The sequence below is a fragment of the Aeromicrobium sp. Leaf291 genome (assembly GCF_001423365.1).
Classification (GTDB): Bacteria; Actinomycetota; Actinomycetes; order Propionibacteriales; family Nocardioidaceae; genus Aeromicrobium.
The window spans coordinates 463,421-485,123 of sequence record NZ_LMNM01000003.1; the positions used below are offsets into that span (position 1 = coordinate 463,421).

Genomic DNA, 21,703 nt, shown 5'->3' on the forward strand with positions numbered 1-21,703 from the left:
CTGGTGGATGCCACGACGGCCCCACCGGAGATCGGTCAGAAGAGGTTGGGCAGGAGGCTCGGGATGTTGTCGATGACGTCGCGGACGAGCTCGCCGAACCACTCCGACTGGCCGACCTTCACGAGCACGCCACCGACGGTGCAGGCGCCGAGGGTGCCGACGGCGTACTCGGCGGTGGTCATGCCCTGCTCCCGACGCTGCTCGCGGCGCTGGGCGCCGCGGGCGACCAGACGCGAGAGGCCGAGGGTCGCCCGGTCCTGGAGGGTGGAGTGCTGGAGGTTCTTCATGGGGTGTCCTTTCGTGGAACGTGCTGACACCCAGGAGATGGGTCGCTCCCGAGCCCGGACGACCACCTCGTCGGCGACCTGTGGACGAGCGGGCCCGAGGGCGTTCCGGCCTGTGGACGGGCGGGCACACTCATCCGCCTAGCAGGTCGAGCCCCGACGCGACGCCGATGAGGGTGGGGACGATCCCCACGAGGAAGAAGGCCGGGAGGAAGCAGAGCCCGAGCGGGGCGGCGGTGCGCACGCCGACCGCCCGCGCGCGTTCGCGCGCCTGGGACGCCCGGTCGCGGCGCAGGTCGGCTGCCGCGGCGGCCAGCACCGCGGCCACGGGCGAGCCGGACTGCTCGGCCCGCCGGAACGCGCGACCCACGGCGCCCAGCACCCGGTGCCGGGCGAGCACCTCCCACACCGCGGGCAGGTCCGTGCCCGAGCGCAGCCGTCGCCCGACCTTCTGCAGCTCCGTCGCGAGCGGCTCAGGGACCACCTCGCCGACCACCTCGAACGCGACGACGGCCGGTCGCCCGGACGCCAGCACGGCGACGACGAGGTCGAGCGCCACGGGCAGCTGGCGCTGCAGCTGCTCGTCACGCCGCCGCGAGGACGCCGTGGCCATGGTCGCGACCGCCGCCCGCGCCGCCGGGGTGGCTGCGAGGGCGACGAGGAGACCGATCACCGGTCCGAGCACCACGAGGCAGGCGATCGGGGTGAGGACGGTCACCACGCTGGTCGGCGACGGACGCCGACGCGAGGTCGGAACGGTGGTGAGCGCCCGGAGCCGGTCGGTGGCCGGGACGGGCACGGCCAGCCAGGCCGCGGCGGCCGCGACCAGCGCCGCTGCCAGGCTCATCGCGCGCCCACCTCGGCGCGGGTGGTGATGCGCTCGACCCAGGCCAGCCCCGTGGCCGCCAGCGCGCACCCGGCCGCGAGGCACACGACGCCCGGCAGGGTGCCGGTGAGCACGTGCACCGGGTCCCCGCCGAGACCGGAGCCGAGGCCGAGCCCGAGCAGCGGCAGGACCGCCAGCAGCCGAGCGGTGGCACGAGCCGAGGAGCACTCCGCCCGGACCTCTCGAGCAAGGTCGTGGTCCGCGCGCAACGCCTCGACCACGTGGTCGAGCACGTCCGCGACCGGCGCACCGGCACGTTCGGCCACACGCCAGGCGGCAGCGACGTCGGCGAGGTCGCCGGCGCCCGGGAGACGGGACACGCCGTCGAGCGCGGCCGGCACGTCGCCGCCGCGGGCCGCCACCTCGGCGACGGGCCGCAGGTCGGGCAGGTCGTCGCACGCTCCGCGCAGGGCCGCGGGAGGGAGCACCCCGGTGCGCAGCTCGGCCGCGAGCAGCTCGACTGTGGCCGCGACCCGCACCGCCAGCTCGCTCGCGGCGCGCGCGGCGCGGTGCCGCTCGACGAACGACGACGCCACCACGGCGACGGCCGCGACCGTGGCCAGGAGCAGGGCGGACACGGGCGACGTGACGAACCACGGGGCCGCAGCGGCTGCGAGCGCGACGGGCACCCACGACCGCCAGCGGCGCCACGCCACCACCCGCAGCAGGAGCGGGCGTGCCGCTGCGGACGGCGGCCCCTCACCCTGGTGCGGCGGCGACGTCGCGGGCCCGAGGCGCAGGGCGACCAGCCACGTCGGAGGCGGCAGCCAGAGCAGGACCGCGCACCCGGACAGTCCCGCCGCCACCACGGCGACCAGGACCGTGGACCCCGTCATGCGTGGCTGTCCAGCAGGTCCTCGAGCCGGTCACGACCGGGGCCGTCGGTCCAGCGACCGTCGACGAGCCCGGCTGCGCGCACGGAGCGGACCGTCCCGTGCCCGTCGGGCCCCGCCGCGTGCAGCACACCGACCTCCTCGACCCGACGAAGACCGTCGCGACCGCGACGCAGGTGCACCACGACGTCGACCCCGGCCGCCAGCTGGCTGTGCACGGCGTCGCGTGCCAGGCCTCCGGCCACCCCCAGCGCCTCGAACCGGGCCGGGACGTCGGCCGCGGAGTTGGCGTGGATGGTGCCGCAGCCGCCCTCGTGCCCGGTGTTGAGCGCGGCGAGCAGGTCGACGACCTCTCCCCCGCGAACCTCGCCGACGACGAGCCGGTCCGGCCGCATGCGCAGCGCCTGCCGCACGAGGTCGCGCACGGTCACGAGGCCGGCGCCCTCCGCGTTGGCCGGTCGGGCCTCCAACGACACGACGTGGGAGTGGTCCGGGGCCAGCTCGGCCGCGTCCTCGACCACGACGAGTCGTTCGGCGGACGGCACGAGCCCCAGCAGCGTGCCGAGCAGCGTGGTCTTGCCGCTGCCGGTGCCGCCGCTCACGACGAAGGCGACCCGGGTCGCGACGACGCGCTGCAGCAGCCGAGCGGCCTCGACGTGGATCCCGCCGGCGGCCACCAGCTGCTCGAGCGTGAACGAGCGCCGGGCCGGGACGCGCAGGCTGATGGCCGTGCCGGGGCGCACCAGCGGTGCCAGCACGGCGTGCAGACGGGTGCCGTCGGGCAGCCGCGCATCGACCCAGGGGCTCGCGTCGTCGAGCCGTCGGCCGGCCTGGGCGGCCAGTCGCTGGGCCAGTCGTCGCACCGCCGCGTCGTCGGGGAACCGCAGGTCGGTCCGCTCGAGCCCGTGCCCACGGTCCACGTGCACGGCGCCGGCCCCGTTGACCACCACGTCGGTGACGTCGGCGTCGTCGAGCAGCGGCTGCAGGACACCCGCGCCGCGCCGCTCCCGCTGCAGGGCGTCGACCACGGCGAGCACCGTGGCGCTGCCGTGCAGCCCGGCCTCGAGCCCCAGGGCCTCGGCCACGGCCTGCGCGCTGGGCTCGCGCACCTCGGCGGCGAGCCGCGAGCGCACCCGTCCGACGAGCGCGGCGTCGATCGTGGTCACGACGGACCTGCCGCCGCGAGGCCGAGGACGTCGAGCACCTGCCCCGACGCCCGCCGCAGCGTGCGCGACCGTCCGGCGCCGCGGCCGTGGTCGAGGTCGGCCCTCAGCCGACGGTCGTGGGCGACCCGCGCGACCACCGGGAGCCTCAGCGCCTCGGCCACCGGGCCCGAGCCGACGCCTCCGGCGCGCCGAGTCGTCACGAGCGCCACCCGTGGGACGTGCTCGCGCACCTGGGCCAGCACGATGCGCGCGGCCGCCACGCACCGCACGTCCTCGGGCACCAGCAGCACCGCTCCCTCGCACCGCGCGAGCACCGCCGACCCGAGCGGGTCGAGGTGCCGGGGCACGTCGGCGACGACCACGTCGAAGGCACGCGAGGCGGCGGTCAGCACGTCGGGGGCGACGTCGACCGGCACGGTGGAGCCGTCGCGGGGGCAGGCCAGCACGGCCACGCCGTGGTGCACGGGCAGCAGACGCGCGAGCCGGGTGGCGCCGACGTGCCCGCCGGCGCCACCGAGCTCGGGCCACCGCACCCCCTCGGCGCGCTCTGCGCCGAGGACGAGGTCGACGCCGGCCCCCCTGGTGTCGGCGTCGACGAGGACGGGGCGGTGGCCGCGCCGACCGGCGTGCAGGGCCACCGCGGTGGCGAAGGTGGAGGCGCCCGCCCCGCCGACGGCACCGACGACGGCGAGGAACGCCGCCTCGTCGCGTCCGTCGAGCAGCTCCCCGAGTCGCGCGAGCACGGCGGTCTCGTCGGTGGGGTCGAGCACGGCCGTGGCGCCGAGCAGCACCGCGTCGCGCCAGAGCGTGTCGCCGGCGGTGCCGCCGGGCTCCCCACCCAGCACGAGCACGCCGTCACGACGTGGCGGAGCCGTGCGGGCGAGCGGTCCCGCCAGGTCGGCCGAGAGCAGCACGGCCGACGCCGTGGACCAGGCGCGCCGAGCGGCGACCGCGTCGGACGCGACCTCCGGCGTGACGCCCACCGCGGCGCACCACCGGAGGGCGTCGTCGAGCAGGTCGGCGTCGCCCGTGGCGACCAGCAGGTGTGCGGCGTCCATGGCTCTCACGCAACCAGGGACGGGAGCCGCGGACGAGACCTCGCGAGCGGCCTGTGGACGACGCCGCGCACGCCATCGGACGGCCTGTGGACGACCCGTCGCCGACCCGGTGTCCACGCGGGGGACCACGCGACGGCCGGGTCGGCCTATCCTGGGCGGGTGAGCCCCCGTTCGGCCGCGTTCTTCGACCTGGACAAGACGATCATCGCCCGGTCCAGCACCCTGGCCTTCAGCAAGCCCTTCTTCGAGGGCGGGCTGCTCACGCGCCGTGCGGTCCTGCGCAGCGCGTACGCGAACTTCCTGTTCGGGCTCAACGGCGCCGACCACGACCAGCTCGAGCGGATGCGCACCTACCTCACGGCCATGGTCGCCGGGTGGGACGTGGAGATCGTGCGCGAGTCCGTTCGCCGCACGCTGCGCGACGTCATCGACCCCATCGTCTACGCCGAGGCCGTCGACCTGATCGAGCACCACAGGCGTGCCGGTCGCGACGTCGTGATCGTCTCGGCCTCCGGGTCGGAGGTCGTGGAGCCCGTCGGCGAGCTCCTCGGCGTGTCCGACGTCATCGCCACGCGCCTCGTCGAGCACGCCGGCCGCTACACCGGCGAGGTCGCGTTCTACGCCTACGGCCCGCACAAGGCCACCGCGATGAAGCGACTGGCCGAGGAACGTGGCTACGACCTCGACGCGTGCTTCGCCTACTCCGACTCCGAGACCGACGTGCCCATGCTCGAGACGGTGGGTCACCCGTTCTGCGTCAACCCCGACAAGACCCTGCGCAGGATCGCCGCCGAGCGTGACTGGCCGGTGCTGGCCTTCGCCCGGCCGGTCGCACTGCGCAGCAGGCTCGGCCTGCACAGCCCCACGGGTCGCGCCGCCTGGACCCTCGGGGCGGTCGCAGCGGCAGGTGGCGTCGCCCTGCTCGCCCGTCGGCGGTCGCGTCGCGCGTCACCGTCGCTGCTCCAGCGGGTCCTCCCCCACACCTGAACCGATCCGCCCCGACCCCGCACGGGCCACGTGCGCTTGTGAACCGCGGCACGCAAGGTTACGGCCCCGTAGGGCTACCGCGCGTCCTGGCAGCGGCGTACAACTGAGGGCAGGACAACTCCACAGACGGCCCGGCACCTCAGTACCCACGCGGCGATCTCCCGTCCCACTGGGCAGTCGCTCCCGGGACATCCGCGACGAGCGGCCCCGAGGCGACGATGACGAAGTGCACGCCTGGTAGCTGCAGCGCGGCCGGACCCATGGACGGCGTCACCCGAGCGGTGGCGCCGTCCTTCTTCGTGCGCGACCGTCGGTGCCGGCGTCCCCAGGGGGCCGACGTCAGACCGCGACGTGGGGCGGCAGCGCGTCGCGCGAGAACCAGGCCAGACCGAAGCCGGGGCCTCCGGTCTCGTGCCGCACCAGCGTCATGCCCGTGCCCTCGAGGAACGTCCGCAGGTCGTCGAAGCCGTGCTGTTCGGAGTGGTGGTACTCCATGACGAGCCGCCGCACGCCCGACCAGAGGGTCGGGTCGGAGTCGAGCAGGATCCCGTACTCCGCTCCCTCGGCGTCCATCTTCAGCAGGTCCACCCGACCGCCGGCCGCGGCGAACGCGTCGGCGATGCTGTCGCAGGCGACCTCGATCTCGACGGACCCGGCCTCGCCGAGGTGCAGGACGCCGTTGTGGCCGCTGCCCGGTCCGTTGTCGGCCATCACCAACGTGCCGGCCCGCGAGCCGACGGCGGTGCGGTGCACGGTGATCCGGTCGGCGAGACCGTTGGACTCGACGTTGCGCACGGTGTAGGCACCGGTGGACGGTGTCGGCTCGTAGGAGTGGACGGTGGCCCCGGGGAACCGCCGCAGGAGGTCGGTCGAGAAGCAGCCGATGTGCGCCCCGATGTCGACCACGTGCACGTCGTCGGGCAGTCCGTGCCCGAACCAGTCCAGCGAGTACTCGTCCTCGGCGAACACCTCGTACACGGGGACCCGCGCACCCGGCACGTTCGGGCAGTGGATCGTCAAACCGTCCACCTCGAAGGCCAGCTCGTCGGCACGGGCGGCCAGCTGGCGCAGGACGCTCCAGCCGTTGTCGAAGACCGACACGGTCTGGCGGGTGCGGCGCGCCACCCAGGTGGCGCGGTCGAGGACGGTCATGCGGTCTCCCACTGGTCGGTCGAGGGAACGGTGTCGGCGGGGTCCGCCTCGGGGGCGCCGTCACCGAGACGGACGAGGAAGGGCAGCGCGAGCACGGCCCAGACGTAGCGGTCCCAGAGGATCGTGGTCATCAGGCCGATCATGGCGTAGCCGAGGACGGGCAGGGCCAGGAGCGCGGACGGGCCGGGGAGGGTGATCGCCCTCAGCGCCACTGACGCGAGCAGCACCAGGTAGACCGCGGTGCCGACGATGCCGACGGCCGCCGCGACCTGCAGGTAGATGTTGTGGGCCTCCATCACGTCGCCCAGCCCGATGCCGAGCACGGGGTGGGACGTGAAGGCGTCGAGCGCCACCTTGGCGAGGTACTCCCGCTCGGCGTCGGACCCGGCGGCCGTGCCACCGCCGAGGAGCCGGCCCAGCACGTTGTTCTGCATCGAGCCGCCGCCGGTCAGGGCGTTGCCGACGATCCACAGGGCGGGGATGGCGAGCCCGAAGAGCGCGAGGGCGACCTCGACCCGACGCTCCAGCGCCACGAAGAGCACGGCGACCGCGACGGCGACCACGAGCGCGGCCCGGCTGCCGCTGACCCAGACGTTCCACGCGCACGCGGCGCCCAGCAGGAGGACCAGCCAGGACCACCGGCGGGGCAGGACCCGCAGCAGGAAGGGCACGAGGGCCAGCGCCAGCATCCCGCACAGGCCCATGACGTTGGGGTGCGTCGAGTAGCCGATGCGCCGTCCGTCCCAGGACGCCTCGCCGACGGTGTAGGCGGCCACGAGGTTGCCGACGTTGCCGACCACGTACATCAGCGCGAACCCGACGACGACGCGCCGGGAGGGCCGCCACACCATGAAGGCCACGGGCAGGAGCAGCGCGCCGACGAGCAGCCGCAGCAGGCTGTTGAGGCTCGCGCCGCTCTCCTCGGCACCCGCCGACGACACCAGCCCGACGACGACGAGCCCTCCGGCGGCGGCGAGGAACAGCCACTCGCTCGGCAGGGGCTTGCGCAGCAGCACGGGCAGGAGGACGAGCAGACCCGCCAGCAGCACCAGGTCGGACAGCGACGCGAACGCCAGCGCCCCGATCGGACGGAAGTTGTCGAGCGGCGACAGGGCGATCCCGATCGCGAGGACCGCGACCGCCGTGCTCTCGACCCCGACCGCGGCGAGGACGACGAGACCGACCGCGAAGGTCAGCGCGAGCCCGGCCCCCACCCCGCCGAGCGACGACAACGGAACCAGCACGACCAGCAGCACACCCACGACCAGGACGGGCAGAACCGCGGCCCTGATCGCCCGACGCTCCCGTGGGCCCACGCGCTCCTTCACCGACTCCAGCACGGCCATGAGGCCTCCGTCAGCGCTTCACGCGGCGGCCGATGCGCCGACCGCGGGTCGAGGACGCCGGCTCGGCCGCCGGGGTGGGCGCGTAGCCGTACCCGTACCCGTGCCCGTAGCCGTACCCGTACCCGTCGGCGTCGCCCGAGCGTCGCGGCGTGCGATTGAGGATCGTGCCGAACAGCCGCCCGCCGACGGCGTGGATGCGAGCCACGGCGAGGCGGACCTGCTCGCGCGTCGTGGAGCCGTGACGCACCAGCAGGAGCGCGCCGTCGACCTCGGTCATGAGGATCGACGCGTCGGCGACCGGCAGCATGGGAGGCGCGTCGATGATGACCGCGTCGTACTCCTTGCGCACTCGTGAGATGAGGTCGCGCATGGCCTGGGTGTCGAGGACCTCGGCCGGGTTCGGCGGCGCGGGGCCGGTGCCCATGAAGCTGATGCCGCTCACGTGCGGCTGCGTGGCGTCCTCGATGGACGTGCGGCCCACGAGCACCGTCACGATGCCGACGGAGTTCTCCAGGCCGAGCAGCTCCGCGACGTTAGGGTTGCGCATGTCGGCGTCGATGAGCAGCACCGAGCGGCCGGACTGGGCCATGGTCAGCGCGAGGTTGGTGGCCACCAGCGTCTTGCCCTCGTCGGGCAGGGCGCTCGAGACCAGGATGGCCTGACGCTCGGCGTCGAGGTCGGCGAACTGCAGGTTCGTCCGCAGCACGCGGAAGGCCTCCGCGAGGCTGCCGCCCACCTCCGTGGCCAACGGGGTCTTCTTGACCTGTGGGTCGTAGGGCAGCGTCACGAGCACGGAGTGGCCGCTGATCTTCTCGACGTCCTGGCGCGACTTGACCGTACGGTCGAGCAGGTCGCGCAGCAGCGCGCCGACGATCGCGACGAAGAGGCTGACGAGCAGCCCGATGCCGAGGTTGAGCGGGATGTTCGGCGAGACCGGGGTGTCGCTGATGCTGGGTTCGGCGGCGATCCGGGCCGCGATGGCCGGCTCCTCGTCCTTGACGGCGGGCCGCTCGAGCTGCTCGACGAGGGCCACGACCTCCTCGGCCTCGGCCTTCGCGATCTGCTGGGCCAGCTCGGGCGTCTCGGCGGTCACGTCGAGCTCGATGGTCTGCGTCCCCGTGATCACGGAGGCCGACACACGGCCTTCGAGGTCCTCGCGCGTCATGTCCAGATCGAGGGAGTCCACCACGCGTTGGAGCACCGAGGGGTCCGTGGCCAGCTCGGCGTAGGACGCGACGCGCTGGGTGACGATGAAGGAGGCCGCGTACTCGGCGGACCCGCCGGACGGTGTGGAGACGAACAGCTTGACGCTCGAGCCGTACTGCGGGGTCATGAGGAACACCGCCGCGACGGTCAGGACCGCCCCGGCGAGGAACGTCACGGTGCTGAACACCCAGCGCGCGCGCAGAGCGCCCAAGAACTGCCGCAGCTCCACGGCTGTGCCTCCTCCTCCCGCCGAGCACGGCGGGTCTCCCGAGTGTAGGTGACCTGGGGGAGCCGGGAGGCTCCCTCGCACCACAACCCTGAACGAGTCGGGGCGCCCGCTGTCACGCTCTGGAGGCGACGGATCGAGACCGTCCGTGACGTGGGGTGCATCACGATCCACTCGTAACCTCTCGGACCTCGGTCGTTGTTAGGGGTACGACGGACCGCGGACGCGAGACGCCGCGGACCCCACAACTTCCCACGGAGGACGAGAGCGATGACGGTACTGGTGACGGGAGCGGGCGGCTTCATCGGCGGCCACCTTGTGGCGGACCTGCTGGCGCAGGGACGCGAGGTGCGCGCGGTCGACAAGAAGCCGACGTCCGAGTGGTACCAGGTGCACGACGACGCCGAGAGCCTCGTGGCGGACTGCTCCGACATGGGCGACGCCCACAAGATGTCGGTCGGCACCCAGGCGATCTACAACCTGGCCGCCGACATGGGTGGCATGGGCTTCATCGAGAACAACAAGGCCGAGTGCATGCTCTCGGTGCTCACCAGCACGAACATGCTCGTCGCCGCGCGCGACGCCGGCACCGAGCAGTTCTTCTACAGCAGCTCGGCCTGCGTCTACAACGGGACCAAGCAGACCGACCCGAACGTGACCGCGCTCAAGGAGTCCGACGCGTACCCGGCGGAGCCCGAGGACGGCTACGGCTGGGAGAAGCTGTTCAGCGAGCGCATGGCCCGCCACTTCCGCGAGGACTACGGCCTGCAGACCCGGGTGGCCCGCTACCACAACGTCTACGGCCCCGACGGCACGTACGAGGGGGGCCGCGAGAAGGCGCCCGCCGCGCTCTCGCGCAAGATCGCCTGGGCCAAGCTGACCGGTGAGCACACCATCGACGTGTGGGGCGACGGCGAGCAGAGCCGCAGCTTCATGTACATCGACGACTGCCTGCGCGGCACCCAGGAGATCCTGGCCGGCGAGAACGTCGAGCCGGTCAACCTCGGCTCGTCCGAGCTCGTGACGATCAACCAGATGATCGGGATCCTCGAGGACATCGCCGGGATCACGGTCGGCAAGGAGCACGACCTCACCGCGCCGCAGGGCGTGCGCGGCCGCAACAGCGACAACACGATGTTCCACGAGATCTACGGCTGGGAGCCCTCGATCTCGCTGCGCGACGGTCTGGAGAAGACCTACGCCTGGATCTACGACCAGCTCGCCCCGCGCGTCTGACCCCTGCCGACGCCCGGCTACCCGTGGGTGGCCGGGCGTCGTCGTGTGCGGGCGCCGGCTGCGGCCAGGCCGCTCCGGTCGGCCGGCTCCGGTCGGTCGGGGCCGGTCAGCGGCGGCCGACGGCCAGGGGCGAGGCCTCGGCCGCGCGGGCCTGGGCCTGCGAGGCGTACTGGAGCCACTGCTGGATGCCGGTGGCGTCGCCCCGGGCGTAGGCCGTGAGCGCCGCCCCGTAGCCGGCGGGCTCGGCGGCGTGGCCCGCCTCCGGCACCACGACCGACGCCGGGTCGACGCCCTTGACGACGAGCACGAGCCGCTCGGCGGCACGCGCCACCATGCCCCCGTGGGCCGCGAACGCTCCTGACGTCGCGATCTCGGCGTGCACGAGGGCCGCCACCACCAGGCCGGGCGCCTCCGTGGGCAGGGCGACGACTCGGGCCAGCTCGCCGAGCCGGGCGGCGCCGGCGGCGTCGGCGGGCCGACCCAGCGCGTCGTCGGGCACGCTGCCCGCGGCCGCGAGGGCGTGCAGGCGCGCGAACGCCTGGAGCGGCGAGCGGCTCCACACCGGCACGAGCCCCAGCAGCTCCGTGCCGAGCCGGACCGCGGCACGCGCGACGGCGTCGCCACCGCCGGCCGCGAGCAGCTCGACCGCGGGATCGTCGTCGTCGACCGCGGGGAGGTCGCTGCCCTCGAGCCGAGCGGTCGCCACGGCACCCAGGAGCAGGGAGCGGGCGGTGTCCTCGGGGGTGCTCCGCCGCAGGCCCCGGTCACGCAGGAGCGCGTCGATGCCGTCGCGCGTTGCCGCGAAGGCCGACGGCACACCCTCGAGGGACGCCGCGGGCAGGAACGGATCGGGGGAGGTTGACACGCCCGAAGCGTACCGAGGGGGCGCGGTGCGACCGGTAGCCTGCGGGGGTGAGCGAGCTGTTCGACCAGTCGGCCCGCGCCTCGTCCCCCGGAACCGACGAGGCGCACGATCGACTCGTCAAGTGGCTCGTGGGCGACCGGCTCTCGTGCGTGCTGCTGCTCGAGGACTCCTCGCTCGCGTTCCGGCTCGCGGGCCAGGGCCACGAGGTCGTCGTCGCGGGAGACGACGTGCGCACCGTGCGCTCCGAGGACGTCCTCTACGTCCGCTCGGCCGGACCGCGGCTCCCGTTCGTGGCCGACTCCTTCGACGCCGTGGTCGCCCCCCAGCTGAACGACGACCAGACCGTGCTGGCCGAGTACGCCCGGGTCCTGCGGGCCGGCGGCGTGCTGTCGACGCTGTCGCGCACGCACGACGAGACCTTGCCCTGGGTGAGGCGCCTGCGGGAGGTGGTCGGACGTCGACCCACCGCTGCAGCCCCCGTCACCGACACGCTCGCCGCCTCCGGCCTGTTCGCCGCACCCGAGACCACCGAGACCGCGACGTGGGAGGAGCTGGACCTCCCGGCGCTGCTGCAGTACGCCCGCGAGACCGGCCGCCAGCCCGTCGAGGAGTCCACGCTCTCGCGGGTCCGTGAGCTGTTCGACCAGAACACCGCCCAGAGCGGGAGCCTGCGGCTGCGCCACCTGCTGCGCGGCGTGCGGTCCCGTGTGCAGAAGAGCAGTCCGCCGCCGGGGTCGCAGCAGCCCGAGACGCTGCTCTTCGACCTTCGGTGAACGACCTCCTCGGTCCCGTGCCCGGGTACGAGATCCGCATCCCCGTGACCTTCGCCGACGTGCGCGGTTGAATGGTCGAGGTTCGGCGACGAAGGAGAGACATGGCACTGCGCGGACTCGGGTACGCGGCCCGGCGGGTACGCCAGTCGTTCACCCACTTCCGGAACGGACCGCAGCTCCTGACGGCCATGGCGCGGGGTGGCGAGGTGACGTTCCGGACCCGCTCCGGGCTGACGATCCACACGCCCAACGCACCCGGAGCACGGTTCCCGGTGTACGAGATCACGGCCGACGACGTGTACCGCATCGACGAGCTCACGGCGGGCCTGCGCCCCGACTTCGTGGCCGTCGACGTCGGCGCCCACATCGGCAGCTTCTCGGCCACGCTCTGCTCGCGGGCGCCCGGGGCCACCGTGCACGCCTACGAGGCGTCGCCCTCCACCGCCGAGTGGACCCGCCGCAACGCCGAGGCCAACGGCTTCGTCGACCGGCTGCACGTGCACGCCCAGGCCGTCGCCGACCACCGCGGCACGCTCACGTTCGTCGACAACGGCGAGGCGAGCGCCCACAACGGCCTCACGGCGCCGGAGGGGCTCGGCGCCGAGGTGGAGGTCCCGTGCGTCACCTTCGCCGACGTGCACGCCGCGGCCGGCGGACGGGTCGACCTGCTCAAGAGCGACGCCGAGGGCGCCGAGTACGGCTACATCCTCACGAGCGACCCGGCGCTCTGGCGCGACGTCCAGCGGGTCGTCATGGAGTACCACCCCGTCGAGGGCCACCAGCTGCTGGACCTCGTCCGGTTCCTGCGCGACGTCGGCCTCGACCTCGTCCGCGACGAGCCCTCGCCGGACAAGCCCGGCCTGGGCAACGCCTGGTTCGCCCGCGCGGCATGACCCGTCTCCCCCCGGCGCTCATGCCGCTGTGGCCCGCGGCCAAGCGGGCCCACCGCGCGGCGACCCGGGCGGTCGGGGTGGCCACTCGGGCGGTCGGCGACGGTGGACCACGGTCGGTCCCCACGCGCATCAGCACCGAGTCCCGGGCCACCGCCGCCGCCGAGCCCGAGCACGTCCGCGTGCACGAGACCGGCGATCCGCTGGGCGTCGTGCGCGACGCGCCCGCGGGGCGACCGGGTGGTCTGCGCTTCTGGGACGACGTCCGCGTCCTGCAGCGTCCACCCCGCTCGGTGCTGGAGGTCAGCGGCGGACGGCTCGTCGGCGAGGCCGCCGCCACACTCACGCCGCGCGGCACGCTCGACCTCGAGACGAGCCCGTACTTCGGCATCCGACGCCCCACCGAGCACCCGGTGCACCTGCGACTGCGCCTGCCGGAGCCGGAGCACGTCCCGGGGACGGTCCTGTCGCTGGCCTCGCACGCGTCCGGGCGCAACTACTACCACTCCCTCATGGACGCCCTTCCGCGCTGGGGCCTGTTCCAGGACCTCTTCCCCGACGAGCGGCCCGACCAGGTGGTCGTGGGCCACACCAGCCGCTGGGACCGTCAGCTCGTGGCCATGACGGGCCTCGACCGGTACCCCCTCGTGCAGCCGACGTCGCGTCTGCACCTGCGGGCGGACCGCCTGCTCGTGCCCACGATCGACAACCACAGCACCCTCGCGCCGCCGTGGGTCACCCGCTGGCTGCGCGAGAACCTCCCCGCCCGCGACGTGTCCGACAAGCCGCGCCGGCTCTACGTCACCCGCGGCGACCGGCCGCAGACCCGCCGCTACGTGCAGGAGGCAGCCCTGCTGCCCCACCTGGAGCGGCAGGGGTTCGTCCGGTTCGACCCGGGCTCCGTGAGCGTGCAGGCGCAGATCGACCACTTCGCCGCCGCCGAGGTGGTGGTGGCTCCGCACGGCGCCGGGCTGGTGAACCTGAACTTCGCTCCCGAGGGTGTCAAGGTGCTGGAGCTGTTCGCCCCCCGCTACCTCAACCCCGGCTACTGGGCGATCACCTCCAACGTGCCCGCCTCGACGTACCGCTACGTCGTGGCCGAACCGGTCGAGCGCGACCGGCCCGAACGCGCCATGAACCGCGTGCAGGCCGACGTCGACATCCCGGTCGCGGTCGTGCTCGACGCCCTCGAGGAGCTGCTCGCCGCACCGACGTGAGGACCGGCCCGGTCAGCGCACCCGGCGGACCCAGAGCGACGACGGCGGGTTCGGGTCGTCAGCCAGCGGGACGTAGTCGTCGAGGAGGTCGACGAGCGCCGACTCGTCGTGGTGGCGCACGAGGGGCGTGGAGAGCGTGACCTCGAAGGCGCTGTTGAAGGCCAGGAAGGTCTGGACGACCATCGCCTCGTTCCAGTACACGGGCCACCGCTCGCCGAACAACCAGGTGTCGGCGGGGAACGGCGTGTTGTACGGGAAGTGCACGTCGTGGATGTGCACGTGCACGCCGGGCGCCAGGCGCGGCAGCACCTCCAGGAACAGGTAGGCGACGTCGCTGTCGATCTTCAGCGCGTGCGAGGAGTCGATGAACAGCACGTCGCCGTCCTCGAGGTTCTCGAACGTGGTGAGCGGGACGTCCTGCACGAAGCCCTCGACGAGCTCGAAGTCGGGCAGGGTGCGCAGCGCGTCGAACGGGTAGGGCTCGATGCAGGTGAGGCTCAGCGGCGATCCCTCGGCGGCGTTCTGCTGCGCGGCGAGCGACGCGTAGTAGGTGGACAGGCCCGAGCCGACCTCGAGGTAGCGGCGCGGCTTGTGCTCGCGCAGCACGTAGTAGAGGGTGCGGGCATCGAGCTCGGGGTAGCCGGGGCCAAAGCCGCGACCGGTGTTCTGGAGGTACTCGCCCGTGGTGGCGGCGAACTCCGGCTCCCACCGCTGCGCCAGGCCACGCAGCGTCGCGGTGAGGGCGTCGACGTCGAGATCGAGGCCTACCAGTGCGCTGGGACGGTCCCACCGCTCGCGGGTGTCCTCGATCTCGGACAGCACCGGCAGCGTGGAGTAGTAGTCGGCCCTCTTGACGATGTTCAGACCCGCCTTGCCGAGGACGGCGTGAGCTGCGCGGACCCTGCTGCGGCGCAGCCCGAACACGGCGCGGTCGAGGCCGGCGACCACCGGACCGGGCAGCACCTTGGCGGCGCGCTCCTTCGCCGAGGGCGGTCGGTGCGCGGGGACCTGCGACGTCGTCATGCGAGCGATCGTACGGAGCGCGGGGCGCTGCCGGAGGTGGAATCGCCGCGGTGGCGCAACGTCGTGGCGGTGGTGCCGGTGTGCATCGTCTGGTCCTCCCGGGACGCGCTCGGGTGGCGGTCCACCGGTCTCAACGAGCCAGGGCGGCCCAGGTCACCCGGCACCGGTCACCCGGCACCGACCTAGACTTCCGCGGGTGGAGTTCCTCAACGGCCTGCAGCCCGCGCACGACCTGACCTACAGCGACGTCTTCATGGTGCCGCGGCGCTCCGACGTCACGTCCCGCTTCGACGTCGACCTGTCCACCGGCGACGGCACGGGCACCACCATCCCGCTGGTCGTGGCCAACATGACGGCCATCTCGGGTCGCCGGATGGCCGAGACGATCGCTCGTCGCGGCGGGATCGCGATCATCCCGCAGGACATCCCCCTCGACGTCGTCGCCGCGACGGTGCAGCAGGTCAAGTCCGCGCACACCGTGTACGACACCCCGGTGACCGTCCCGCCCGCGACGACGGTCGGCGAGGCGCTCAGCCTCCTCCCCAAGCGCGCTCATGGCGCCCTCCTCGTCGTCGAGGACGGCCGGCCGCTGGGCGTGGTGACCGAGCGGGACGGTCTGGAGGTCGACCGCTTCACCCAGGTCCACGAGGTGATGTCGACCGACGTGCGGACCGTCGCGGCCGGCCTGGACCCCCGGGACTACTTCGACGCCCTGGCGGGCAGCCACCTGGCGGTGGCGCCGGTCGTCGAGGACGGTCGCCTGGTCGGCGTCGTCACCCGCACGGGCGCGTTGCGCTCCACCATCTACACCCCCGCCACCGACCCCGACGGTCGCCTCGTGGTGGGCGCGGCGGTCGGCATCAACGGCGACGTGCGGGCCAAGGCCCTGGCACTGCTCGATGCCGGCGTCGACGTGCTGGTCGTCGACACCGCGCACGGTCACCAGCACAAGATGCTCGACGCCCTGCCGATCGTCCGCGCGGCCCGCGACGAGGTGGCAGCACGGACCGGACGGCGGGTCCCGGTGGCGGCCGGCAACGTGGTCTCGGCCGACGGCGTCCGCGACCTGGTCGCGGCCGGCGCCGACATCGTGAAGGTCGGCGTCGGGCCGGGCGCGATGTGCACCACGCGGATGATGACCGGCGTGGGCCGGCCCCAGTTCTCGGCCGTGCTCGAGTGCGCGACCGCGGCCCGCGAGCTCGGTGCCCACGTGTGGGCCGACGGCGGCGTCCGCTACCCGCGCGACGTGGCGCTCGCCCTGGCCGCCGGCGCCGCCAACGTCATGATCGGGTCGTGGTTCGCTGGCACGCTCGAGAGCCCCGGTGACCTCAAGGTCGATGCCGACGGACGCGCGTACAAGGAGTCGTTCGGCATGGCCAGCTCACGTGCGGTGGCCAACCGCACGCGTGACGCCGCCGGCTTCGAGCGGGCCCGGATGGCGCTGTTCGAGGAGGGCATCAGCTCCTCGCGCATGTACCTCGATCCCGAGCGGCCCGGCGTCGAGGACCTCGTCGACGCCATCGCCGCGGGGGTCCGGTCGAGCTTCACGTACGCCGGCGCCCGTTCGCTGGCCGACTTCGCCGAGCACGCCGTGGTCGGCCTGCAGAGTGCGGCCGGCTACGACGAGGGACGCCCACTTCACCGCTCCTGGTAGGCACCCTTCCTGCCCTCCGAGCCGGGCCGGCACCGCCCTCCGAGCCTGTCGATGAGCCCGTCGACGAGCTCAGGGACCACCCCTCGACAGGCTCGGGGAACGACGGGCCCCGACACGGTCGGGGAGCGGTCGCTCAGCGGGAGAGGTGCGGCTGGCCGTCGGCCCAGGTGCCGATGCTCTGCGCGATCCGCTCGCCGATGGCGCGGTGCATCGCCGGCGAGTAGTGGAAGCCGTCGGGGATCGCGACCGCGAGATCGCCGCCCGCCACGCTGTCGACGAGGTCGGCCACACGCACGAACCGGACCTCGGGGTCGTCGAACCGGCGCACGAGGTCGTCGAGCGCCTCGTTCATGCGGTGGATGCGCCGCGGCATGCCCGGGAACCAGCTCACGTACTTCTCGTGCGGGGGCAGCAGCTCCACCAGGTGCACCAGCGGGCTGCCGACCTTGCGCACGTGGCGGACGTACGCCTCGAGGTCGGCGACCACCTTCTCGTGGCGACGGGTGCGGACACGGTGCCCGACCCTCACGTCGACCGCGGCCTGCACGCGGGCCAGGAACATCCAGACCGGCCGGACCACGCGGCGCCGGTAGAGCAGCCGGACCCGTCGCGGACGACCGCGCAGGCTGTTGGCATGACGCTCGAGCCACCGGGGCAGCAGCAGGTGGATGGTCTCGTAGTGGCCGTAGACGAGCACGATGGCGTCGGGCGAGAAGCCCAGGACCTCCCGCTCCCACGTCTGCAGGACGCCGTGGGTGGGCTCCGACGCGACGCTGTGGGTCTGGACGGTGCACGGCCGTCCGCTCGCGAGCAGTCGCTCCTCGATGACCCGCGGCAGGATGAAGTCGGTCCGCGGGCCGCCCATCCACGAGATCCAGTTGACGGTCGACGCACCCTTGACGAGCACGCGGACCGGCAGCGGCAGCGTTGGCGCGCCGTCCGCCCCGGACGGGTCCGGGGCGGTCACGCCGTCAGACCACCGTCGACGACGAGGACCTGCCCGGTGAGGTAGGTGTTCGCGGGGTCGGTGAGGAACCGGCACACGCGGGCGATGTCCTCGGGGTCGCCGAGGCGACCGGCGGGGGTGCGCCGCTCGATCTGGACCAGCTGGCCCTCGTCGAGGCCGTGGCTCATCTCGGTGCGCAGGTAGCCGGGGGCGATGCCGTTGACCACGATCCCGCGCGAGCCGAGCTCACGGGCGAGGGCCCGGGTCATGCCGTCGAGCGCCGCCTTCGACGCGCTGTACACGGCGAGTCCCCGGTAGCCCGACAGGCCGACGATGGACGAGATGTTGACGATGTGGCCGCTGCGCCGCGCGAGCATGCGGCGGCTGACCAGGCGGGTCATGTAGACGGTGCCCTTGATGTTGAGGTCGACCACCGTGTCGACGTCGTCGTCGGAGAACAGTGCCAGGATCCCGTCGCGCGCCACCCCGGCGTTGTTGATGAGGACGTCGACCCGTCCCCACCGGTCGACGACGGCCTTCACGAACGCCTCGGCGTCCTCCACGCGCGACAGGTCGGCCGGCTGGAAGAGGAAGCGGTCGGCCGTGGCCGGGTCGGACTCCCACGCGTCGACCTCGTCGGTGCGGCTGCGCGAGCACGTGGCCACCAGGTCGCCCTCGGCGAGGTAGGAGCGGACGATGCCGGCACCCAGGCCACGACTACCACCGGTGACGATGACGACGCGGCCCCCGGTCTGCTCGGTCTGCCCGGTCTGCTCGGTACTGGTCACTGCTGTCTCCTGACGATCTTCCCGCCGGCGGTCGCGACGTCGTCGACGAAGCGGATGCTGCGGGGGCGGGCTGCGGATGGGAGGTCGGCGCAGGCGGCCTTGAGGCTCGCCTTGAGGGCGTCGTGGTCGTGCCCGGGAGCGGCCACGACCTCCAGCGCCACGACCGACCCCGTCATGGGGTTGGGGCGGGCGAACACCCGGGCGACGTCGACGCCGGGCACCGCCCCGACACGCTCCTCGATCGGCAGCGGGTGGACCTTGACCCCGCCGACGTTGATCACCTCCGAGGACCGGCCGCGGAAGAGGATGCGGTCGTCGACGACCTCGACGAGGTCCCCGGTGGGGCGCCACGCGTCGGGGTCGACCGGCTCGTCGCCGTGGTAGCCGAGCATCCCGGTGCGCGACCGGATCCACAGCTCGCCGTCGACGATCCGCAGGTCGACGTCGGCGTCGTCGCCGCGGTCGAGGACGTCGGTCGAGAGGCCCGGGCGGTCGTCGCGCTGCGACCCGGTGGAGCCGAACTCGGAGGCGGCGTAGACCTGCGACACCGAGGCGGAGGGGAACGCCGCGTGCACGTCGCCGAGCAGCGGACCGGGGATCGCCTCCCCACCCATCGTGACCTGCTCGAGCGGCGGGAGACCGAGACCGTCCCCGCGCGCCTCGGCCAGCAGGAAGCGCCAGTAGGTGGGGGTGGCGCTGGCGTGGGTGACGCCGAGCGCGCGCATGGCGGCCAGGCCCTCGCGGGGGCGGCGCGGTGCGGGAGCCACGAGCGTGGCGCCCGCGGCGAGCACGTGCAGAAGGACCTGCAGCCCGGCGAACTGGTGCAGGCCGTAGGCCAGCAGCCAGCGCTGCTCGGGAGCGGGGCCGACCCGGCGGACCCCGCGCAGGAGCCGCTCCCAGTCGTGCCGCACGCCCCGTGGTGCGCCGGTGGTGCCGGTGGTGAGGACGAGGTGGGGGCGGGCGTCCGCGTCCGCGACGGCCGCGGCGGAGGGCCCGCGGGGGCCGTCGTCGAGCAGGTCGCGGACGTCGAGCACGGTGGCGGCGGCCCCGTCGAGGTCGTCGCGGTCGGTCACGAGCACCTCGTGGTCGAGCCGACGTGCCAGGTCGGCGATCTCGTCCGGCTCCACGGGCGGGTAGAGGCAGACCTCCGCCCCCACCAGCGAGGCGGCTGCGAGCAGCGGCACGACGTCGGCCGCCTCGAAGTCGACGACGCCGAGCCGGCGGCCGCCCTGCGCGTCGCCGGCGAGGTCGGTCAGTGCCGACGCTGCACGCTCGGCGGCCTCGAGGACCTGCGCGTACGTCCACGAGCCGTCGTGGGTCACGACGGCCACCCGGTCGGGGTCGACGTCGGCGACCCGGCGCAGCAGCTCGTGCACGACGGTCTAGGAGGCGCCGGCGACCGAGGCGTAGAACGCCTGGATGTCCGCGAGCGTCTGCGGCATGTCACCCGCGGAGTAGGGGTCGCTGCCGTGCTCGTCCTCGAGCGTGGCCGACAGCTCGGCGGTCTCGAGCGAGTCCAGGTCGGCGCCCCCGACGTAGAGCGGCGTCGTGGCGTCGAAGCCCTCGGGCAGCTTGTCGAGGCTCGTGAGGAACGCGACGACCGTGCGTTCGACGTCGGCGGGCGCGGTGCTCATGCTGTCTCCTGCGTCTCGGGGAAGGTGGCTGGTCCGCCACGCCGTGCACAACGACGTGACCGGGCGGGCGTCACGTGCGGACTCAGTCGGGTCGACGGGCGGCCACGAGGCCGTAGCCGAAGGTGCCGTCGCGCCAGAACTCCTCGAGCACGTCGCACGAGCGCACGAAGGCCTCGTGCCCCTCCTGCCCGATGAGCTCGACCACCTCGTCGCGGTGGGTGGCGGCGTTGGCACGCCAGCGGTCGAAGGTGGGAAGCGTCGACTGCGTGAGGTCGTCGGCCACCTCCACCTCGAGGCCGAGCGCAGCCAGTCCGTCGGCGTAGTAGGCGAGCGGCTCGAAGTGGGCGTCGCCGAAGGCCTCGCGCAGGGTCGCGAAGTCCTGGCGTCGTGCGCGCACCTCGGCGAAGGGGATCTCGCGGTGCCGCAGCAGGTCGCACAGGACCACCCGCCCGCCGGGACGGACCACCCGGGCGCACTCGGACAGCAGCGCAGGACGGTCACGCATCAGGTGCGCCGACTCCAGCGCCCACGCCACGTCGAACGACGCATCGGGGAACTCGTTGGCTGTCCCGTCGCGCTGCTCGAAGCTCACGCCGTCGACGCCGAGGTCGGCGGCGCGCTTCCGTGCCGTCTGCACACCGACGGCGCTCGTGGTGATGCCCACGACCTCGACGCCGAAGCCGGTCGCGAGGGCGCGCGCCGGACCACCCGACCCGCAGCCGACGTCGAGCAGCCGCAGCGTCGTGCCGGAGGCGGAGGCCTCCGGGAGGCGTGCGGCCTCGACCATGCGGCGGGTGAGCGCCGCGGTGGCGACGTCGAGCGGCTCGTCGCCGTCGTCGAAGACGCCGTAGTGCAGCTCGTCGCCCAGCAGGAGCTGCCACGCTGCCGTGACGTGGTCGTAGTGGGCGGCCGGCTCGTAGGTGGGTCCCTGGCTCATGAGGCTGCTTCCGTCACGTCGCGCGAGCCGACCCGGCGGGCCGGCGAGCCCATGACGACGGCCCCGTCGGGCACGTCGGAGAGGACCACGGAGTTGGCTCCGACCATGGCGCGGCGTCCGATGGTGACGCCGCCGACGAGCACGGCGTTGGCACCGATGACCGCGCCGTCGCCGATCGTCGCGAACTCCTGGTTGTCGGCACCGCGCTCGTCGTAGTACCGCGCGGCGCAGGTGACCCCGCCGGCGAAGGTGACGTCACGCCCGATGACCAGCCCGAAGCCGATGGTGGTGCCCACCGGGTGAGCCATCATGAAGCCGGGACCGACCGTCATGCCGGCGCCGAGGTCGGCACCGATGAGCACGTTGGCGAGGGTGCGGAGCTGGTCGGCGAGACGGCGCCGTCCTGCGCGGTAGAGGCACTGCTGGCTCCGCAGGATCAGGCTCGCGAGCAGACCCGGCAACGAGGGCAGCCGCACCATCACGGCGGGCCACGAGGCCCGCGCTCCCGGGCGGTAGCGCTCGTAGTCGGAGAAGACGAGCTGGGAGAAGCTGAGGTGGTCGGGCGACGAGGCGACCCCGGATTCGGTGACCATCGA

Annotated in this window: 22 protein-coding genes; 6 read left to right on the top strand and 16 right to left on the bottom strand. The window is 73.6% G+C overall.

The window, feature by feature from the left end:
* Positions 1-35 precede the first annotated feature (35 nt).
* The 5 genes from ASF35_RS15880 to ssd all read right to left on the bottom strand — a co-directional run bounded on the left by ASF35_RS15880 (position 36) and on the right by ssd (position 4,227).
* A complete protein-coding gene (locus tag ASF35_RS15880) occupies positions 36-287 on the bottom strand; it encodes a DUF4244 domain-containing protein (protein ID WP_055969628.1) in 252 nt (83 codons plus the stop codon).
* 130 nt (positions 288-417) lie between these two features.
* The gene (locus ASF35_RS15885; RefSeq protein ID WP_055969631.1) at positions 418-1,131 is read right to left on the bottom strand and encodes a type II secretion system F family protein; all 714 of its coding nucleotides are present in this window, start codon (positions 1,129-1,131) and stop codon (positions 418-420) included.
* Complete coding sequence (locus ASF35_RS15890; protein WP_055969634.1) at positions 1,128-2,006, bottom strand: type II secretion system F family protein; 879 nt, start codon at positions 2,004-2,006, stop codon at positions 1,128-1,130. The genes ASF35_RS15885 and ASF35_RS15890 overlap by 4 nt, the downstream gene beginning before the upstream one ends.
* A complete protein-coding gene (locus ASF35_RS15895; RefSeq protein ID WP_055969637.1) occupies positions 2,003-3,169 on the bottom strand; it encodes a TadA family conjugal transfer-associated ATPase in 1,167 nt (388 codons plus the stop codon). Before ASF35_RS15895 ends, ASF35_RS15890 begins: the two co-directional genes overlap by 4 nt.
* Positions 3,166-4,227, bottom strand: coding sequence for a septum site-determining protein Ssd (gene ssd / locus ASF35_RS15900; RefSeq protein WP_055969641.1), 1,062 nt, complete (start codon positions 4,225-4,227; stop codon positions 3,166-3,168). The genes ASF35_RS15895 and ssd overlap by 4 nt, the downstream gene beginning before the upstream one ends.
* 159 nt (positions 4,228-4,386) lie before the next feature.
* Here ssd and ASF35_RS15905 point away from each other — a divergent pair, with 159 nt between their 5' ends.
* Complete coding sequence (locus tag ASF35_RS15905) at positions 4,387-5,214, top strand: HAD family phosphatase (protein WP_055969644.1); 828 nt, start codon at positions 4,387-4,389, stop codon at positions 5,212-5,214.
* Positions 5,215-5,553: 339 nt separating this feature from the next.
* Here the strand turns inward: ASF35_RS15905 and ASF35_RS15910 are convergent, their stop codons facing one another.
* The 3 genes from ASF35_RS15910 to ASF35_RS15920 are packed head-to-tail and all read right to left on the bottom strand — an operon-like array spanning position 5,554 to position 9,147.
* Positions 5,554-6,366, bottom strand: coding sequence for an FkbM family methyltransferase (locus tag ASF35_RS15910; RefSeq protein ID WP_156364679.1), 813 nt, complete (start codon positions 6,364-6,366; stop codon positions 5,554-5,556).
* Positions 6,363-7,712, bottom strand: coding sequence for an O-antigen ligase (locus ASF35_RS15915; RefSeq protein ID WP_055969649.1), 1,350 nt, complete (start codon positions 7,710-7,712; stop codon positions 6,363-6,365). The genes ASF35_RS15910 and ASF35_RS15915 overlap by 4 nt, the downstream gene beginning before the upstream one ends.
* A 10-nt stretch (positions 7,713-7,722) precedes the next feature.
* Positions 7,723-9,147: a polysaccharide biosynthesis tyrosine autokinase gene (locus ASF35_RS15920; protein ID WP_055969651.1), complete on the bottom strand. Its 1,425-nt coding sequence runs from the start codon at positions 9,145-9,147 to the stop codon at positions 7,723-7,725.
* A gap of 267 nt (positions 9,148-9,414) precedes the next feature.
* Between ASF35_RS15920 and ASF35_RS15925 the strand changes: the two genes are divergently transcribed.
* Positions 9,415-10,380, top strand: coding sequence for an NAD-dependent epimerase/dehydratase family protein (locus ASF35_RS15925; RefSeq protein ID WP_055969653.1), 966 nt, complete (start codon positions 9,415-9,417; stop codon positions 10,378-10,380).
* A gap of 106 nt (positions 10,381-10,486) precedes the next feature.
* On the opposite strand, the gene ASF35_RS15930 is transcribed toward ASF35_RS15925, so the two are convergent.
* Entirely contained in the window at positions 10,487-11,245 is a 759-nt protein-coding gene (locus tag ASF35_RS15930) for a hypothetical protein (protein WP_055969655.1), read from the bottom strand.
* A gap of 47 nt (positions 11,246-11,292) precedes the next feature.
* Between ASF35_RS15930 and ASF35_RS15935 the strand changes: the two genes are divergently transcribed.
* The 3 genes from ASF35_RS15935 to ASF35_RS15945 all read left to right on the top strand — a co-directional run bounded on the left by ASF35_RS15935 (position 11,293) and on the right by ASF35_RS15945 (position 14,125).
* On the top strand, positions 11,293-12,018 hold the full coding sequence (locus ASF35_RS15935; RefSeq protein ID WP_055969657.1) for a class I SAM-dependent methyltransferase: 726 nt from the start codon (positions 11,293-11,295) through the stop codon (positions 12,016-12,018).
* A gap of 101 nt (positions 12,019-12,119) precedes the next feature.
* Positions 12,120-12,911, top strand: coding sequence for an FkbM family methyltransferase (locus tag ASF35_RS15940; protein WP_055969660.1), 792 nt, complete (start codon positions 12,120-12,122; stop codon positions 12,909-12,911).
* A complete protein-coding gene (locus tag ASF35_RS15945) occupies positions 12,908-14,125 on the top strand; it encodes a DUF563 domain-containing protein (RefSeq protein ID WP_082495559.1) in 1,218 nt (405 codons plus the stop codon). Before ASF35_RS15940 ends, ASF35_RS15945 begins: the two co-directional genes overlap by 4 nt.
* A 12-nt stretch (positions 14,126-14,137) precedes the next feature.
* On the opposite strand, the gene ASF35_RS15950 is transcribed toward ASF35_RS15945, so the two are convergent.
* Positions 14,138-15,148 carry a class I SAM-dependent methyltransferase gene (locus tag ASF35_RS15950; RefSeq protein ID WP_055969664.1) on the bottom strand — a complete coding sequence of 337 codons (1,011 nt, stop codon included), beginning with the start codon at positions 15,146-15,148 and terminating at the stop codon, positions 14,138-14,140.
* 196 nt (positions 15,149-15,344) lie between these two features.
* Between ASF35_RS15950 and ASF35_RS15955 the strand changes: the two genes are divergently transcribed.
* Positions 15,345-16,802, top strand: a complete 1,458-nt coding sequence (locus tag ASF35_RS15955) for a GuaB1 family IMP dehydrogenase-related protein (RefSeq protein WP_055969666.1) — start codon at positions 15,345-15,347, stop codon at positions 16,800-16,802.
* A 133-nt stretch (positions 16,803-16,935) separates the two neighbouring features.
* On the opposite strand, the gene ASF35_RS15960 is transcribed toward ASF35_RS15955, so the two are convergent.
* The 6 genes from ASF35_RS15960 to ASF35_RS18580 form a co-directional block, all read right to left on the bottom strand.
* Positions 16,936-17,769: an SGNH/GDSL hydrolase family protein gene (locus ASF35_RS15960; protein ID WP_055969669.1), complete on the bottom strand. Its 834-nt coding sequence runs from the start codon at positions 17,767-17,769 to the stop codon at positions 16,936-16,938.
* On the bottom strand, positions 17,766-18,536 hold the full coding sequence (locus ASF35_RS15965) for an SDR family NAD(P)-dependent oxidoreductase (protein WP_055969671.1): 771 nt from the start codon (positions 18,534-18,536) through the stop codon (positions 17,766-17,768). The genes ASF35_RS15960 and ASF35_RS15965 overlap by 4 nt, the downstream gene beginning before the upstream one ends.
* On the bottom strand, positions 18,533-19,912 hold the full coding sequence (locus ASF35_RS15970; RefSeq protein ID WP_055969674.1) for a class I adenylate-forming enzyme family protein: 1,380 nt from the start codon (positions 19,910-19,912) through the stop codon (positions 18,533-18,535). The genes ASF35_RS15965 and ASF35_RS15970 overlap by 4 nt, the downstream gene beginning before the upstream one ends.
* A 6-nt stretch (positions 19,913-19,918) precedes the next feature.
* A complete protein-coding gene (locus tag ASF35_RS15975) occupies positions 19,919-20,170 on the bottom strand; it encodes a hypothetical protein (protein ID WP_055969676.1) in 252 nt (83 codons plus the stop codon).
* Positions 20,171-20,252: 82 nt separating this feature from the next.
* Positions 20,253-21,107: a methyltransferase domain-containing protein gene (locus ASF35_RS15980; RefSeq protein ID WP_055969679.1), complete on the bottom strand. Its 855-nt coding sequence runs from the start codon at positions 21,105-21,107 to the stop codon at positions 20,253-20,255.
* Positions 21,104-21,700 carry a serine O-acetyltransferase gene (locus tag ASF35_RS18580; RefSeq protein ID WP_055969682.1) on the bottom strand — a complete coding sequence of 199 codons (597 nt, stop codon included), beginning with the start codon at positions 21,698-21,700 and terminating at the stop codon, positions 21,104-21,106. Before ASF35_RS18580 ends, ASF35_RS15980 begins: the two co-directional genes overlap by 4 nt.
* Positions 21,701-21,703 lie beyond the last annotated feature (3 nt).